Origin of the sequence: Corynebacterium sp. HMSC056E09, from assembly GCF_001813425.1 — a bacterium.
In the GTDB taxonomy this organism is placed as follows: Bacteria; Actinomycetota; Actinomycetes; order Mycobacteriales; family Mycobacteriaceae; genus Corynebacterium; species Corynebacterium hesseae.
Genome location: NZ_KV812506.1, coordinates 29,055 through 43,191, shown reverse-complemented (window position 1 = coordinate 43,191; position 14,137 = coordinate 29,055). Strand labels below are relative to the sequence as shown.

Annotated in this window: 16 protein-coding genes and 1 tRNA gene; 5 read left to right on the top strand and 12 right to left on the bottom strand. The window is 60.4% G+C overall.

Features of this window, described 5'->3' with window-relative positions:
- Positions 1-9: 9 nt before the first annotated feature.
- Positions 10-2,103 carry a formate C-acetyltransferase gene (gene pflB / locus HMPREF2912_RS07545; protein WP_070530034.1) on the bottom strand — a complete coding sequence of 698 codons (2,094 nt, stop codon included), beginning with the start codon at positions 2,101-2,103 and terminating at the stop codon, positions 10-12.
- Between the two features lie 373 nt (positions 2,104-2,476).
- Between pflB and HMPREF2912_RS07540 the strand changes: the two genes are divergently transcribed.
- Positions 2,477-4,387: a solute carrier family 23 protein gene (locus tag HMPREF2912_RS07540; RefSeq protein ID WP_070530036.1), complete on the top strand. Its 1,911-nt coding sequence runs from the start codon at positions 2,477-2,479 to the stop codon at positions 4,385-4,387.
- 101 nt (positions 4,388-4,488) lie between these two features.
- Here the strand turns inward: HMPREF2912_RS07540 and HMPREF2912_RS07535 are convergent, their stop codons facing one another.
- Both HMPREF2912_RS07535 and HMPREF2912_RS07530 read right to left on the bottom strand, forming a co-directional pair.
- Positions 4,489-5,112 carry a hypothetical protein gene (locus HMPREF2912_RS07535; RefSeq protein WP_070530038.1) on the bottom strand — a complete coding sequence of 208 codons (624 nt, stop codon included), beginning with the start codon at positions 5,110-5,112 and terminating at the stop codon, positions 4,489-4,491.
- Positions 5,113-5,171: 59 nt separating this feature from the next.
- Positions 5,172-5,519, bottom strand: coding sequence for a hypothetical protein (locus HMPREF2912_RS07530; protein ID WP_227485862.1), 348 nt, complete (start codon positions 5,517-5,519; stop codon positions 5,172-5,174).
- Positions 5,520-5,632: 113 nt separating this feature from the next.
- Between HMPREF2912_RS07530 and HMPREF2912_RS07525 the strand changes: the two genes are divergently transcribed.
- Positions 5,633-6,403 carry a DeoR/GlpR family DNA-binding transcription regulator gene (locus tag HMPREF2912_RS07525; RefSeq protein ID WP_070683757.1) on the top strand — a complete coding sequence of 257 codons (771 nt, stop codon included), beginning with the start codon at positions 5,633-5,635 and terminating at the stop codon, positions 6,401-6,403.
- Here HMPREF2912_RS07525 and HMPREF2912_RS07520 read toward each other — a convergent pair.
- Together HMPREF2912_RS07520 and HMPREF2912_RS07515 are read right to left on the bottom strand one after the other, a co-directional pair.
- Positions 6,400-6,756 (bottom strand): DUF3817 domain-containing protein, encoded by a 357-nt coding sequence (locus HMPREF2912_RS07520; protein WP_070530046.1) that lies wholly within the window; start codon positions 6,754-6,756, stop codon positions 6,400-6,402. The genes HMPREF2912_RS07525 and HMPREF2912_RS07520 overlap by 4 nt on opposite strands.
- Positions 6,756-7,151 (bottom strand): SURF1 family protein, encoded by a 396-nt coding sequence (locus HMPREF2912_RS07515; protein WP_070530048.1) that lies wholly within the window; start codon positions 7,149-7,151, stop codon positions 6,756-6,758. The genes HMPREF2912_RS07520 and HMPREF2912_RS07515 overlap by 1 nt, the downstream gene beginning before the upstream one ends.
- Positions 7,152-7,294: 143 nt before the next feature.
- Between HMPREF2912_RS07515 and HMPREF2912_RS07510 the strand changes: the two genes are divergently transcribed.
- Positions 7,295-7,376 (top strand) — tRNA-Leu (locus tag HMPREF2912_RS07510).
- Between the two features lie 62 nt (positions 7,377-7,438).
- On the opposite strand, the gene rdgB is transcribed toward HMPREF2912_RS07510, so the two are convergent.
- The 7 genes from rdgB to clpS all read right to left on the bottom strand — a co-directional run bounded on the left by rdgB (position 7,439) and on the right by clpS (position 12,069).
- Positions 7,439-8,050 carry an RdgB/HAM1 family non-canonical purine NTP pyrophosphatase gene (gene rdgB, locus HMPREF2912_RS07505; protein WP_070516103.1) on the bottom strand — a complete coding sequence of 204 codons (612 nt, stop codon included), beginning with the start codon at positions 8,048-8,050 and terminating at the stop codon, positions 7,439-7,441.
- Entirely contained in the window at positions 8,044-8,772 is a 729-nt protein-coding gene (gene rph / locus HMPREF2912_RS07500; protein ID WP_070530053.1) for a ribonuclease PH, read from the bottom strand. Before rph ends, rdgB begins: the two co-directional genes overlap by 7 nt.
- A 22-nt stretch (positions 8,773-8,794) precedes the next feature.
- Entirely contained in the window at positions 8,795-9,562 is a 768-nt protein-coding gene (locus HMPREF2912_RS07495; protein WP_070522394.1) for an MBL fold metallo-hydrolase, read from the bottom strand.
- Between the two features lie 67 nt (positions 9,563-9,629).
- Positions 9,630-10,406, bottom strand: coding sequence for a glutamate racemase (gene murI, locus HMPREF2912_RS07490; protein WP_070683755.1), 777 nt, complete (start codon positions 10,404-10,406; stop codon positions 9,630-9,632).
- Positions 10,406-11,128 (bottom strand): rhomboid family intramembrane serine protease, encoded by a 723-nt coding sequence (locus tag HMPREF2912_RS07485; protein WP_070683753.1) that lies wholly within the window; start codon positions 11,126-11,128, stop codon positions 10,406-10,408. The genes murI and HMPREF2912_RS07485 overlap by 1 nt, the downstream gene beginning before the upstream one ends.
- A gap of 64 nt (positions 11,129-11,192) precedes the next feature.
- Positions 11,193-11,729 (bottom strand): DUF2017 domain-containing protein, encoded by a 537-nt coding sequence (locus tag HMPREF2912_RS07480; protein WP_070522403.1) that lies wholly within the window; start codon positions 11,727-11,729, stop codon positions 11,193-11,195.
- Between the two features lie 4 nt (positions 11,730-11,733).
- A complete protein-coding gene (clpS, locus tag HMPREF2912_RS07475) occupies positions 11,734-12,069 on the bottom strand; it encodes an ATP-dependent Clp protease adapter ClpS (RefSeq protein ID WP_083312491.1) in 336 nt (111 codons plus the stop codon).
- 88 nt (positions 12,070-12,157) lie between these two features.
- On the opposite strand from clpS, the gene HMPREF2912_RS07470 reads away from it, so the two are divergent.
- Positions 12,158-12,736 (top strand): CAP domain-containing protein, encoded by a 579-nt coding sequence (locus HMPREF2912_RS07470; protein ID WP_070530060.1) that lies wholly within the window; start codon positions 12,158-12,160, stop codon positions 12,734-12,736.
- A gap of 41 nt (positions 12,737-12,777) precedes the next feature.
- Positions 12,778-14,130 (top strand): nicotinate phosphoribosyltransferase, encoded by a 1,353-nt coding sequence (locus tag HMPREF2912_RS07465; RefSeq protein ID WP_070530062.1) that lies wholly within the window; start codon positions 12,778-12,780, stop codon positions 14,128-14,130.
- The last annotated feature ends 7 nt before the right edge of the window (positions 14,131-14,137 follow it).

The following is a 14,137-nucleotide window of genomic DNA, read 5'->3' as shown; positions in this document are numbered from 1 at the left end:
GGATGTGGTCTATTCGGAATCCATGATGAAGCCGGCGTCGAGGACGCCCACCAGGTTGGTGATGCGCTCCTCCGGGGTGCGGCCCAATCCGGACGGGGTGATGGTGTTGGTCAGCGAGATGCCGTCGAGTGCATCCTTGTAGTCCAGCTTGCCTACCGACAGCATGGAGGCAACCATGCCGTGGCTATCCGCGCCGTTCTCCGGGTTGGCACCCGGCGCGAACGGGGTGCCCGCCTCGTGGCCGGACGGGAAGGCACCGGTGGCCTTGCCGTAGACAACGTTGGAGGTAATGGTCAGCACCGACTGGGTGGGGATGGCGTTGCGGTACATCGGGATGGCCTTAATCTTCTCCATCACGGTGTGAACGATGGTGGCAGCGATGTCATCGGCGCGGTCGTCATCGTTTCCGTAGAAGGGGAAGTCACCTTCCGTCTTGTAGTCCACGATCAGCCCGGAATCATCGCGCACCGGGTAGACCTTGGCGTACTTGATGGCGGAAAGCGAGTCAGCCACGATGGACAGGCCGGCGATACCGCAGCCCATGGAGCGCACGATATCGGAATCATGCAGCGCCATCTCGATGGCCTCGTAGGCGTACTTGTCGTGGCAATAGTGGATGATGTTGAGGGCCTCAACGTAGGTGCCCACAACCCAGTCCAGCATCTCCTCGTACTTCTGCCAGACCTCGTCGAAGTCGAGCGGTCCATCGCCCTTGATGGGCTCGTAACCGTCGACGACCTGCTTGCCACTGACCTCGTCGCGGCCGCCGTTGATGGCGTAGAGCAGGGCCTTCGCAGCGTTGACGCGGGCGCCGAAGAACTGCATTTGCTTGCCGACGGCCATCGGGGACACGCAGCACGCAATTGCGGCGTCGTCGCCCCACTGCTCACGAATCTGCTTATCGGACTCGTACTGGATCGAGGAGGTCTCAATCGAGATGTGGGCGCAGAATTCCTTGTAGCCCGCCGGCAGCTGCGGATCCCAGAAGATGGTGATGTTCGGTTCCGGGGACGGGCCCAGGTTGATCAGTGTCTGCAGCAGACGGAAGGAAGTCTTGGTCACCATGTGGCGGCCATCGTCGCCAAAGCCGGCATCGGACCAGGTTGCCCAGTACGGGTCACCGGAGAAGATCTGGTCATAGTCCTCGGTGCGCAGGAAGCGGACGATGCGCAGCTTGAGCACCAGCTGGTCGATGATTTCTTGGGCGTCTTCCTCGGTGATGATGCCAGCGGCAAGGTCGCGCTCGAAGTAGCAGTCGAAGAATGCGGAGAGGCGGCCGATGGACATGGCGGCGCCGTCCTGGGACTTGATGGAGGCCAGGTAGCCAAAGTAGGTCCACTGGACTGCCTCGTGGGCGGTCTTCGCGGGCTTCGAGATATCGAAGCCATAGGACTCAGCCATGACCTTGAGCTTCTTCAGAGCCTTGATCTGCTCGGCGTGCTCCTCGCGGTAGCGTGCCCAGTGCTCGGAGAATCCGATATCACCGACTGCGTGCTTGGATGCCTCCTTCTCAGCGATGAGGTAATCCACGCCGTAGAGGGCCACGCGGCGGTAGTCACCAATGATGCGGCCGCGGCCATAGGCATCCGGCAGGCCGGTGATGATGTGAGAGGAACGCGCTGCGCGGATGCGCGGGGTGTAGATATCGAAGACCGCGTCATTGTGGGTCTTGCGGTAGCGGGTGAAGATCTTCTCTACGTCTGGGTCAACTTCCTTGCCGGCCTCAAAGATAGCCTGCTTGACCATGCGCCAGCCGCCGTTGGGCATCATGGCGCGCTTCAGCGGAGAATCCGTCTGCAGGCCCACGATGACGTTGTCGTCCTCACAGATGTAGCCGGCCGGGAAAGCATCGATATCGCTCGGGGTGTGGGTGTCCACGTCGAAGATGCGCTTCTGGCGCTCGATGGACAGGTAGTTCTCCTCCAGGTGATTCCACACATTCTTGGTCTTCTCGGTGGGTCCAGCAAGGAAGGAGGAATCCCCGTCATAAGGGGTGTAGTTGCGCTGGATAAAATCACGAACGTCAATGTTCTCAGTCCACGGGCCGGGCTCGAAGCCCTTCCATGCCTCGAACTGCACGGACTGTTCAGTTGCGGTGGTCACTATATTGACTCCCTTCGTAGTTCACACGACGCGTAATGCTTAGTCGCAGAAGGGCTTTAGGTGACTTCAATTCACGGGCAATTCGGTCAACCCGTCCGTCACCGAACCCCTCTCTGTAGCCCATAGTAGGGGTAAAGACGCACAAGCTCATATCGGCAAATGCGGGCCGCGCACCACCAAGGGTGCCAGTGTGAGCACTGCACAGGTCAGCTCCGTCATAGGTAACGGCCGTACGGTTGGATGCGGGGGTAAAGTACCCCCTGACGTGGCCTTTCCCACACTTTTTGGGGCGAGCTCTTGGTGCGTGTCCTTGCCGCGCTCTATTGTTATGCGCAGTATCCTCGTCTCGCTTTTTAGCAAGGAGCCTCCCCGCGTGTCCGACATCGCAACCGCCCCTCAGCCCACACACCCGGTCGACGCCGTCCCACCAGCCCCGAAGTTGGCAGCGCTCGGACTCCAGCACGTCCTCGCATTTTATGCTGGCGCGGTCATCGTCCCGCTGCTTATCGCGGGCTCGCTGGGGCTGGATGAGGCCACAACGATCCACCTCATCAACGCCGACCTGTTGACCTGTGGTCTGGCGACGTTGATCCAGGCGGTGGGCGTCGGCAAGCACATCGGCGTTCGCCTGCCCATCATCCAGGGTGTGACCACCACGGCGGTCAGCCCCATCATTGCTATCGGACTCAGCGCGGGTGACCAGCCGCTGCCTACGATTTATGGCGCAATTATTGCCGCCGGTATTTTTACGTTTTTCGCCGCGCCGGTCTTTGGACGAGTGCTCAAATACTTCCCGCCGATTGTCACCGGCACCGTGCTCTTGGTCATGGGTACATCGCTGCTGGCGGTATCTGCAAATGACTTTGTCAATTACGCCGACGGGGTTCCGGCCGCGCGCGATCTGCTGTATGGCTTCGGCACGCTGGCCATCATCATCGTGGTTCAGCGCTTCTTCCGTGGCTTTCTGGGGACGCTGTCGGTGCTGCTTGGTTTGATCATCGGCACCGCTTTGGCGCTCGTGTTGGGTGATACGTCCTTCGACGGTGTGCGTGAGGCCGACGCCATCGGCATGACCACGCCTTTCTATTTCGGCATGCCGCGCTTCGACATCATGGCGATTCTCTCCCTCATCATCGTCATGATCATCACCATGGTGGAGACCACCGGCGATGTTTTCGCCACCGGTGAGATTGTAAAGAAGCGCATCAAGCGCGATGACGTTGTGCGCGCCATCCGCGCCGATGGCCTCTCCACCACCCTGGGCGGCGTGATGAACTCCTTCCCGTATACCTGCTTCGCGCAAAACGTCGGCTTGGTTCGCCTGACCGGTGTGAAATCGCGCTGGGTGGCAGCATCGGCAGCCGGTTTCATGATCATCCTGGGACTACTGCCCAAGGCCGCCGCCGTGGTGGCGGCTATCCCCTCCCCGGTGCTCGGCGGTGCCTCGTTGGCGCTCTTCGCCAACGTTGCCTGGGCCGGCCTGCAGACCATTGCGAAAGAAGACATCACCGACGGCCGCAACGCCGCCATCGTTACCACCGCGCTGGGCTTGGCCATGCTGGTCACCTTCAAACCGGACGTAGCCACCGCCTTCCCGGAGTGGGCGCAGATCTTTGTCTCCTCCGGAATGTCCATCGGCGCAATTACGGCGATTCTCCTCAACTTACTGTTCTTCCACGTCGGTGCGCAGTCGGGTGATGATGTCAGCCGCCTCGACGGCGCCGGCGTCTCCCTTAAGGAGCTCAACGAGATGGAGCGCGACAGCTTCGTCAGCGCCCTGCGCCCGCTCTTTAACAACGAGACCTGGCCGCTTGAGGCCGCCTGGGAGCTGCGTCCCTTCCAGGACGTCAGCCAACTGCGGGAAGCAATCCAGGTTGCGGTGCTCACCGCCCCGAGTGAGAAGCACCGCGCACTGATCCACGACTACCCGGCGATGGATGAGCTGCTGCTTGTCGACGCTGACTCGGCCGCCACCATCTCCGCCGACCGCGGATCCTTGGCCTTGGATGACCTCGATGATGTACAGACGCAGCAGCTTATCGACGTTTCAACGGCCTACCGCAAGCGCTTCGACATGCCCTTTGTGGCATACCTGGACACCAACGACTCGGCCGACCGCGTTATCGATGCGGGCGTGCGCCGCTTGTCCAACTCGGATGAGCTGGAACAGCGCGTGGTCTTGAGCGAAATCATCGAGATTGCCAACGACCGCTTCGACATCCTCCTCGCGGACGCCAACCCAGTTCGGGCTTATTGGGACCGCAAGTTCACGGAGGTCGAGTGACCAGAAGTCACTCGACGTAGAAAAGGTTCATTCCACGTACAAGGCCACTCGACGTTAATAGGTTCATTCCGAGTAGGAGAAGGTTCATTCCGCCTTCAAGGTCACTTGGCGGGCGAAGGTTTGTGGAACTCCATGGTGACCTGGGCTTCGGAGTCCACTCCGCGAATGATGCCTTCATAAAAGCTGCGGGCTTGGTCTTGTAAGAGCTCGCGGTTGTCGTTGATGTCCTTGCGCTTCTTATCGGCGCTGAGGACGTCCGACACCGTGGATGCAGCGTCGAGTGGCTGCGTGGTCCAGCTGAGAACTCCGTTGTTCTCCACGGCGGTCTTAAACTCCTCGTCGGTGTGCCCGATGAAGATGAAGTCCGGGATGTGGACCGTGTAGGAATGCTCGCCGGTTTCGGTGACGCTCACGTCCTTACCCTCAATACCAAGCTTGGCTTTGTAGGAATACTGCACAAACTGGGTGCGGTCGGTCCACGGAACCCTCACGCCAAATACCTGCCCAGCGGAAGACTTCTCTGTGAGTCCTTGGATACCGAGGCTAAGCAAGACGACTTGCTCCTCGCGCTCGACTGCGTTGATTACCTGCGAATTGGTTGACTCTACCGGCGCGGTATACACCTCTTGTGGTTGGCGCACGGCATACACACCTAAACCGGCACAGGCGAGTGAGAGAAGCACCACCAACGCGATGAGCGTGGTGCTGAGTTTGCGAGGAGACATGAGGCTTAGCCCTTCGTGCGTAGTAGAGATAGCTACGCTCCAGATTAGTCTCCGCAGTTTTAGTACACGTCACCTGCAACCACCGAGATGAGAGCCTGCTGCTCAGCGAAAGCAGCAAAAGCCATTAACAGGGTGTCGATATGCGTGCGCAGGTGACGATCCATGACCACCGACCCCGACTTCCGAAGGCGTTCTTCGGCGGCTCCGTTGACGTCGCCAAGCACCAGCACAACCTGGCCGGGAAGAACACCAGCGAATTCTGTGGCGTCGACAATCACGCCGTCGCACGCACGCGCTTCCGCTTCGCTACCGATCCACCGGACAGAGACTCCTTGCGGCGCATAAGCGGCGATGTCATCTGCGAGCCGTTTGCTCATCATAAGCCCAAGGGTTATGGTCTTGCGCATTTCAATCATCTTCCTTAATCGTGCTTGACGTGGCTTTTTGCCTTGACAAGCTACAGATTAAAGATTGAAGCGTTCACCAACCATGGTCATTTCATGCCGATACAATCAAGCCCATGGACAAGGAAGAACGCCAGCGCAGAATCATTTGGGCCGTTGACTCAGGAAGCAAAACGGTCAGCCAATTACAAGAACTCACCGGAGCTTCCGCTATTACCGTCCGCCGCGACCTCGCGGCGCTGGAAGAAGTAGGGGCCCTCGAACGATTTCACGGAGGAGCGCGCCCCGCGGTTCGAAGGGGCGCCCGCTATCCCCTGGAGGTACGCCGAAAAGAGGATCCCGCCGGCAAACGGGCGATTGCTGCGGAGGCTGCCCGCCTCGTTGAACCAGGCTCCTGCGTGCTCGTTGACTCAGGGACAACACCAACTGCCGTTGCCCGCAATCTCGCCGGCATGGACATCACAGCACTAGCGATGTCCCTGTACGCGGGCGCAGCATTAGCCAAGACGCCGGGCAGTGACGTCATCATTCCCGGCGGAACCGTCAACAGCGACGATCTTGCGGTGTACGGGGCGGAAGCGGTTGAAACAGTCCTGTCTATGCGCTTCGACCTCGCGATTGTCGGAATCTGCGCGTGCACTCCGTCGGTAGGCCTTATGTCCCCGAACCTCACCGAGGCGACCATTAAGCGGGCCTATTTCCAAGCCGCCCGACGAGTCATCGTTGTCACCACACCAGAGAAATTCACGCGCATGTCAGCCCACCGCGTGGCCACATTTGATCAAGTAGACACGGTCATCACAACGACTGACCTATCCCAGGATCTAGCCCAGGATGTGGTCGATGCCGGCGCCAACCTCACGATGGTGCCGGTGGAAGGCGCCTAAAGCTGGAACTTTTCGACGATTTCAGTGCGACGCTTGTGCTCCATCCAGAAGGACAGGAACGGGACAACACCGGCAAGCGCCGTGGTGAACAACTTGCTCACCGGCCACATGACACGCGGCCCAAGAACCAGGATGGAAACGAGGTAGACCATATAGGCCACGCCGTGGGCTTGGGCAATGAGCGTGGCCCACGACGGCATTTCCATGCCTACGCCGTACTGCAGGATCATGCGCACAACCAAAATAAGAAGGAAGATACCGGTAACCGTGGCGGCGATGGAAAAGAACTTCAGCGGACCACGGATGCGGGCCTGGCGGTCTGGGTGGACGGCGTTGCTCACTGAGTTGCTCATTAATTCTCCTCTTCGGTGCCGCGACGGCGGCGCTGTTTGTTCATGGCGTTGAAGGTTTCCACATCAACCTGCGGCCGAGGTGGCAGGAAATCCTCGTCGATCTTGGTCACGGCTTGTTCCTTGGTTGACCTCACGCTCTTTGCTTCATACTGAGCTGGTTCTTCTCCCCGCTCGAGGGCTTCGTTCTCTGCATCGATACGCTCATTCTCGTAGCGCATAGCGGTGCGGTATGCGTAGACCACGAACACCGCGAAGAGCGGCCACTGGAAGGCGTATCCCAGATTTTGGAAGGTTCCCGAGCCAGAGCGGAACCGAGTCCACTGCCAATAGGCAAGGAACAAAAAGAGCACGACAAAGAACACGATGAGGACGATGTGCCACCATCGAACCTTCATCCGCTTTTTCGGTGCTGGGTTGGTGCTCACCCACAACAGCCTACCCACCACGCCGTGAAAAGTGGATTTCCTTCCGCGGCCTGCTGCCCTGTAGGCTAGTGGACGTTGCGCAGAGAAGGTAGTACTCCGCAGCAACAAAACCAGCGCCCGTGGCGGAATTGGCAGACGCGCTAGATTTAGGTTCTAGTGTCTTATGACGTGTGAGTTCAAGTCTCACCGGGCGCACAATTTCAAACCCCGCTCGGCAAATTTCGAGCGGGGCTTTTGTTATTCCCAGTTCCGCGCGCTTAGGCTTGCCCGGCGAGGGCCGCCAAAGGTTCGCGCAGCTGCGCCAGTGCGCGGCCGCGGTGCGACACCGCGTTCTTTTCCTCCGGGGACATCTCCGCGGCGGAGCGGGATTCACCCTCGGGCTGGAAGAGGGGATCGTAGCCGAAGCCATTTTCGCCCTGTGGAGCGGTGAGCAAGGAGCCTGGCCAGCGGCCCTCCACCACGTGCTCCTGGCCATCCGGGGTCACCAGCGCGCAGACCGACACGAATGCTGCTGCGCGACGCTCCGCGGGCACGTGGGACATCTGCCCCAACAGCAAACGATTATTCGCTTCATCGTCGCCGTGTCCGCCCGACCACCGGGCCGAGAGCACACCAGGCATGCCGTTGAGTTCTTCCACCGCGAGGCCGGAATCATCCGCAATCGTTGCCAAGCCGGTGTGCTGCACCCCGGCGCGCGCCTTAATCAACGCGTTGTCGGCAAAGGTGCGGCCATCCTCCACGGGCTCCGGGTAAGCCTCCACCGCGGAAAGCGGGAGCAGCTCGATGCCCGCGATGCCGGCGTCGGCGAGGATCTTCTCTAGTTCCTTGAGCTTCTTGGCATTATTCGAAGCGACGAGGAGCTTTACCATCCGAGGGCCGCCTTTTGAGCGTCGATAAGCTGGGCGCAACCAGCCTGCGCCACGTCCAACATGTCATTGAGCTCCGCGCGGCCGAACAAACCGTGCTCGCCGGTGCCCTGAATCTCAACGAAGTCTCCGCCTTCCTGCATCACCACGTTGAGATCGACCTCCGCGCGGGAATCCTCTTCATAGGGCAGGTCGAGGCACACGTGGCCGTCGATGATGCCGACGGAAACAGCAGCGATGGGATCCAGCAGCGGCTCGCCCGGGACGACGCCTTCCTCCTTGAGGTAAGCAATCGCATCAGCAAGCGCCACATACGCGCCGGTGATCGACGCCGTGCGGGTACCGCCGTCTGCCTGCAGCACGTCGCAATCCAGCTGGATGGTGTTCTCCCCCAGCTCAGACAGGTCCACGGCGGCGCGCAGGCTGCGGCCCACCAGGCGGGAAATCTCGTGGGTACGGCCCTTGACCTTGCCCTTCATCGACTCGCGCGGCATGCGCTCGTGGGTTGCAGAGGGCAGCATGGCGTACTCAGCAGTCAGCCAGCCCTCGCCGGAATCCTTCTTAAAACGCGGCACCCCGAATTCCACGGAAGCCGTACACATGACTCGGGTGTTGCCGAACTCCACCAGCACCGACCCAGCCGGATTGGTGGTGAAATTACGGGTAATGCGAACGCTACGGAGTTGGTCGAGCGTGCGACCATCAGCACGAGTGAAATCAGTCATGCCCACTACCCTACCGCGCGTGTTAAAAGTCGAGCTCCATCCCAGCGGCGCCGACGACGATCTCTCCGTCGAACTCGCGGGCAGCGGCGGCATATGTTGCGGCGACATCGCCCCACGGCTGTAGGTGAACAAGCACGAGCTTCTTTACCCCTGCCTCACGCGCTAGGCGCCCAGCTTCTGCTCCCGACATGTGCATGTCTGGAGCCTTATCCTCCGAAGTCTCGCCCCATGCAGCCTCGCAGAGGAAAGCATCCACGCCTTGGGCAGCCTCAACGAGTGCGGGCGTATAAGCGGAATCCGCCGAGTAACACACAGTTGCGCCGGTCTTCGTGTGCTCGACCCGCAGGGCATACGTTTCTACCGGGTGCACGGTACGGAAAGGCGTGATGTAGACATCGTCGACAAGCTGGCGCTCACGGTCCACCCAGGGACTAAACGCAAAGGAATCACTCATATCATCCACCCCATCCGGGGCATCCGATGACAACCGGCCCAAGTGGGTTTCAGTCGCCGCCGGGCCGAGGCAAAAATTGCGAGAAGCTGCCGGGGCCGTGGGGTGGAAACGGCGCCAGACCATCAGCGACGGGAAGTCTAGGCAGTGGTCAGCGTGGAGATGCGTTAATGCCACGTGGGCATCGCAAGGATCCTGGAGTTCCTGCAGGCGAGCAAGCGTACCCGGGCCGAGGTCCATGATGATGGACGGAGCCGAGGGGAATGACAGGAGGTAGCCAGAGGCCGGATTACCCACAGTGGGCACCGACCCGGAACAGCCTAGGATGGTCAGCTTCATGCGTTCAATAGTTCCACGAAACAATGGGGGATGCGAGATTTGGCTCGATTGTACATCTTTGCCGGTGCTAAATCTTGGGTCCCAGGAATCGCGTAGCCAAACGCTCGAACGCCGCGTGGTCACCAGTGCACTCAAAACTGCGGGTTGGCACTTGCCCCGCCGGGGCAAGCATGTCCGTCTTGGTGAGGATGCGCAAAACGTCCTTCGTGGTCTCCTCGGCGGAAGACACCAAGGTGACGTTGTCACCGATAGCGAGCTGGATGACGCCTGTGAGCAGCGGGTAGTGCGTGCAGCCGAGGACGAGTGTGTCGACCCCTGCCGATTGCAGCGGAGCGAGGTAGCCTTCCGCCACACCGAGGATCTGGCGCCCAGCGGTAATGCCGCGCTCGACAAAGTTCACAAAGTCCGGGCAAGCAACTGCCTCGCACTCGACGTTCGGGTTGACCGCAAAAAGATCTTGATAAGCACCTGAATTAATGGTGCCCTCCGTGCCGATCACGCCGATCTTGCCGTTGCGGGTGGTGGCAATGGCACGGCGCACGGCCGGACGAATCACCTCGACGACCGGAATGTCGTAGCGCTCGCGGGCATCGTGGAGGAAGGCTGCGGTGGCGGTGTTGCACGCAATCACCAGCATCTTGCAGCCACGCTCCACGAGTTCATCAGCAATCGCGGTGGACAGCTCACGGACTTGGGCAATGGGCCGCGGGCCATAAGGGGCACGGGCGGTATCGCCGATGTAGACGATGGATTCGTCGGGAAGCTGCTCAATGATTGTGCGCGCAACGGTGAGTCCGCCTACACCTGAATCAAAAATCCCAATGGGAGAGGTTGCATCAGCCATTAGTTCATCACTCCTCGAGGCGCAGGCTTAACCTTTCTCATCGGGTCATCAGAGGTGATCACCATGCCCGCAACGATGCCGCCAATGGCACCGAAAAGGTGGCCCTGCCAGCTCACTCCCTCATAGATGGGCAGCACGCCCCAGATGAGGCCGGAGTAGGCAAAACCAAGGCCTAAGCCAACGAGGAACTGGCTCAACGAGTGGTTAAAGATACCCCGCACGATAAGGTATGCCAACCAGCCATACACCACGCCCGAGGCGCCAATATGCGAGGTTCCCGGCCCGCCCAGCAGCCACGTGCCAACACCGGCGATGAGTACCACGATGATGGTGACCTCCCACCACGCCTTACGCCCGGATAGGCCAATCAGGAAACAAAACACCGCACCTGGCAGCGAGTTACCGATGAGGTGCTCAAAGTTTGCGTGGAGCAGCGGCGCGGTGAAGATCCCCCAGATACCGTTGAAATCCAACGGGTGAATGCCGTACTGCCCCAGCTCGCTTCCAAAGAACAGGAAGTTGATGATGTGGATGATCCACTCGACGGCCAGGAAGCCCACCGTTAAAGACGCAGCCGTTTTTAAACGTCCGGTCCGGGTGTAGTTCTTCGAGTCCCCCTTGTTGAGTACGGGTTGGTGCCCCGTTCCCGGTCCTGCCGGGCGGGGTTGGAAAGGGTTGGGCTCATGCGATTGCTGCTGGCCAAAGGGTCCACTCGTGGTCATAATGCCTCCAACTTTAGCAAGCGTGAGGCAAGGACTACGTCTCCAATCCCGGCCTGCGCTTCTGCTAGTCCATGATGACGTTGAGCAACGAATCCTGGCAGAAGGCCAGCCATTCCACGAGCGCATCGCGGTCTGCCCCGGGGGTATCCTGCGGCACGTCGCCAGCAGCGATGTAGAGGCGCAGGTCATTGAGGCCGGCGAGGAAAGCATGTGCCTCTTCCTCACTGATAGCCACCTCTACCCCGCCAGTGGGGCCAAGGGCGGTGTTAATCACCTGGAGATTCTCCAGCTTGGCGCGCGCGATGTCATTCTCGTGCAGCGAGCGCAGCAGCGAATTATCACCATCGAACTCCTCATCCCCTGGCTTCTGGAAGTCTGGAAAGAGACGGGCCAGTGACGGATCCTCCGGTGCTTCGGTGTGGCCAGTGGGCATGTCGAGCATGTCCGCTAATTCATCCTTCGGCGCTGACTGCGCGCGGGCGATGATGGCCTCGGAGACCGTCGCGGTGAGATCACCGAGGACTTCACGCTCCATGGGCTCGAATACGGTGGTGTACTTCGCACCACGCATGAAGGACTTTTTCTTCTTCCACGTCTGCATACTCTTATCCTGCCTGCTGCATCGTGGCCCACAGGCCGGCGACCTGTAGTTTCTTCACGTCAGCTTCAACCTTGTCGCGTTCACCCGAGGACACCGCCGCCTTACCTTCGGTATGGACTTGCATCATCAGCTCGTTAGCTCGCTTCTTGTCATAACCCAAAACAGTCTGGAACACGTAGGAAACGTAGCTCATTAGGTTGACTGGGTCATCCCAGACAATGCACATCCACGGCAGGTTTTCGCTCGTGGCGACGTCGACGTCAATCGCCTCATCCAGCTCCGGGGCGGCCATGGGCGAACTCATCACCACGACTGCGGACGTTTCGTTGTGCGCTTTCATGTCCTCTACACTAGCCAAATTTTTTCATCGCGCGAACAGTTATACTGTCTTCGACCTTTAACCTGATTGTCGTTTGCAGGTGGCATCGATGAATTCTTTCTCCCTTCCCCCAGCCGTTACTGACATTCTCGCGGGACGCCAACCCTCAAGAGAGGACCTTGTGCCTCTCGTGCAGCGCATCATCACCGTATTGGTCCTCGGTGGCACGCTCGTGACCGCCGTGCTCAGCTTGACCAGCCCCTCCGATAACGGCAGCTCACAGGATTCTGAGCCTCCCGCACCGGCGACGTGCGATTACGAGCTTCCCGACGTCCCCGTCCAACGCCAGCTCGCCACCATCCAAGATGAGCTCATAGAGGCGCTCAACACGTGGCGCAAGGAGGATGGTCTAGCCCCGCTGGTGCCCTGGATCGACCGCCAAACCGCAGCCCGCGAAAAGGCGGAGTGCAACGCGGTAACACACGAGGAAGGACCATCAGAAGAAAACGTGCAAATGGTCCAGCACCACCTTCCTTTGGACAAAGCTAGCGCCTATGAATTTGTCGAAGCCTTCCGAGCTTCCCCCTCCCACGTGGCCGCCTTGCGCGATCCCCGCATGACCACCGCTGCGGTGGGCACGGCTTACAGCGACGGCGAAGTCTACGTTGTCATTCAGCTCGAAGCATAGAACTGCTGATTTTTCGGTACGCGCTGAGTAGCATCTTCGATGTGACTACTACCTCAGACAACGTCCAGGATTCTGGGCTCGGGCCCAGCGATCGTTCTACGGCCCTGCTTACCGATAAGTATGAGCTGACCATGCTGCAGGCTGCGCTGCGCGATGGCTCCGCGCACCGCCAGGTGGCCTGCGAAGTGTTTGCCCGCCGCCTCCCCAACGAGCGGCGCTACGGTGTTGTCGCCGGCACCGAGCGTGTCCTTCGCGCAGTCCGGGACTTCCGCTTCACCGCTCAGCAGCTGGCGGAGATGGATTTCCTCGATGCAGAGACCAAGGAGTACCTGGCTAATTACCGTTTCTCCGGGCACATCGACGGCTATCGCGAAGGCGAGCTGTACTTCCCCAACTCGCCACTGCTGACCGTGCGCGGAACCTTTGGCGAATGCCTGATCCTGGAAACCGTGATCCTGTCCATCATGAATTCCGATTCCGCCGTGGCCTCTGCGGCCTCACGCATGGTGGTGGCTGCGGATGGCCGCCCCATCATCGAGATGGGCTCGCGCCGCACGCACGAGTATGCCGCCGTCACCGCCGCCCGCGCCGCCTACTTAGCCGGTTTCCAGGCCACTTCCAACCTGGAAGCTGGCTACCGCTACGACATCCCGGTCTCCGGTACTGCGGCGCATGCATGGACGCTCGCGCACGTCAACGAAGACGGAACCCCGAACGAGGAGGCGGCATTCCGCGGGCAGATCGAAACCCTCGGCGTGGGCACCACCCTGTTGGTGGATACCTACGACATCACCAAGGGCGTGGAAACCGCCGTGCGGGTGGCCGGCCCCGAGCTGGGCGGCGTTCGCATCGACTCCGGCGATTTGGCCGCTGTCACCCGCCGCGTGCGCAAACAGCTCGATGACTTGGGCAACCACAACACGAAGATCGTTGTCTCTTCCGACCTGGACGAGTTCGCCATCGCTGGTCTGCGCGGAGATCCCGTCGACGTCTACGGCGTCGGTACCTCGGTGGTCACCGGCTCTGGCGCCCCAACCGCCAGCATGGTGTACAAGGTCGTCGAGGTTGATGGCCATCCCGTGGCCAAGCGTTCCTCCTCGAAGAAGTCGCAGGGCGGGGCAAAGCGCTCCCTGCGCACCTACCGCTCCTCCGGGGTGGCCGTCGAGGAGCTCGTGCTCCCCTTCTCCGCCGAAGACCCAGACACCGGGACGCTGAGCACCCGCGACATGACGGTGCCGCTCATGCGCGACGGAGAGATCCTGGACAATCTGCCCACCCTCCACGAAGCCCGCGAGTACCTAGCCCAAGCCATCACCACTCTGCCGTGGGAAGGGTTGGCTCTGACTCGCGACGAACCTGCGGTGCCGACCCGCTTCATCGGGTTCGGCTCATAGGATGCGT

Bases quoted from the DNA above. Each gene is read 5' to 3' on its own strand.
- HMPREF2912_RS07535 (WP_070530038.1), bottom strand. From the start codon at position 5,112: ATGTCTCCTCGCAAACTCAGCACCACGCTCATCGCGTTGGTGGTGCTT.
- HMPREF2912_RS07530 (WP_227485862.1), bottom strand. From the start codon at position 5,519: ATGCGCAAGACCATAACCCTTGGGCTTATGATGAGCAAACGGCTCGCA.
- HMPREF2912_RS07525 (WP_070683757.1), top strand. From the start codon at position 5,633: ATGGACAAGGAAGAACGCCAGCGCAGAATCATTTGGGCCGTTGACTCA.
- HMPREF2912_RS07520 (WP_070530046.1), bottom strand. From the start codon at position 6,756: ATGAGCAACTCAGTGAGCAACGCCGTCCACCCAGACCGCCAGGCCCGC.
- HMPREF2912_RS07515 (WP_070530048.1), bottom strand. From the start codon at position 7,151: ATGAAGGTTCGATGGTGGCACATCGTCCTCATCGTGTTCTTTGTCGTG.
- rdgB (WP_070516103.1), bottom strand. From the start codon at position 8,050: ATGGTAAAGCTCCTCGTCGCTTCGAATAATGCCAAGAAGCTCAAGGAA.
- rph (WP_070530053.1), bottom strand. From the start codon at position 8,772: ATGACTGATTTCACTCGTGCTGATGGTCGCACGCTCGACCAACTCCGT.
- HMPREF2912_RS07495 (WP_070522394.1), bottom strand. From the start codon at position 9,562: ATGAAGCTGACCATCCTAGGCTGTTCCGGGTCGGTGCCCACTGTGGGT.
- murI (WP_070683755.1), bottom strand. From the start codon at position 10,406: ATGGCTGATGCAACCTCTCCCATTGGGATTTTTGATTCAGGTGTAGGC.
- HMPREF2912_RS07485 (WP_070683753.1), bottom strand. From the start codon at position 11,128: ATGACCACGAGTGGACCCTTTGGCCAGCAGCAATCGCATGAGCCCAAC.
- HMPREF2912_RS07480 (WP_070522403.1), bottom strand. From the start codon at position 11,729: ATGCAGACGTGGAAGAAGAAAAAGTCCTTCATGCGTGGTGCGAAGTAC.
- clpS (WP_083312491.1), bottom strand. From the start codon at position 12,069: ATGAAAGCGCACAACGAAACGTCCGCAGTCGTGGTGATGAGTTCGCCC.
- HMPREF2912_RS07470 (WP_070530060.1), top strand. From the start codon at position 12,158: ATGAATTCTTTCTCCCTTCCCCCAGCCGTTACTGACATTCTCGCGGGA.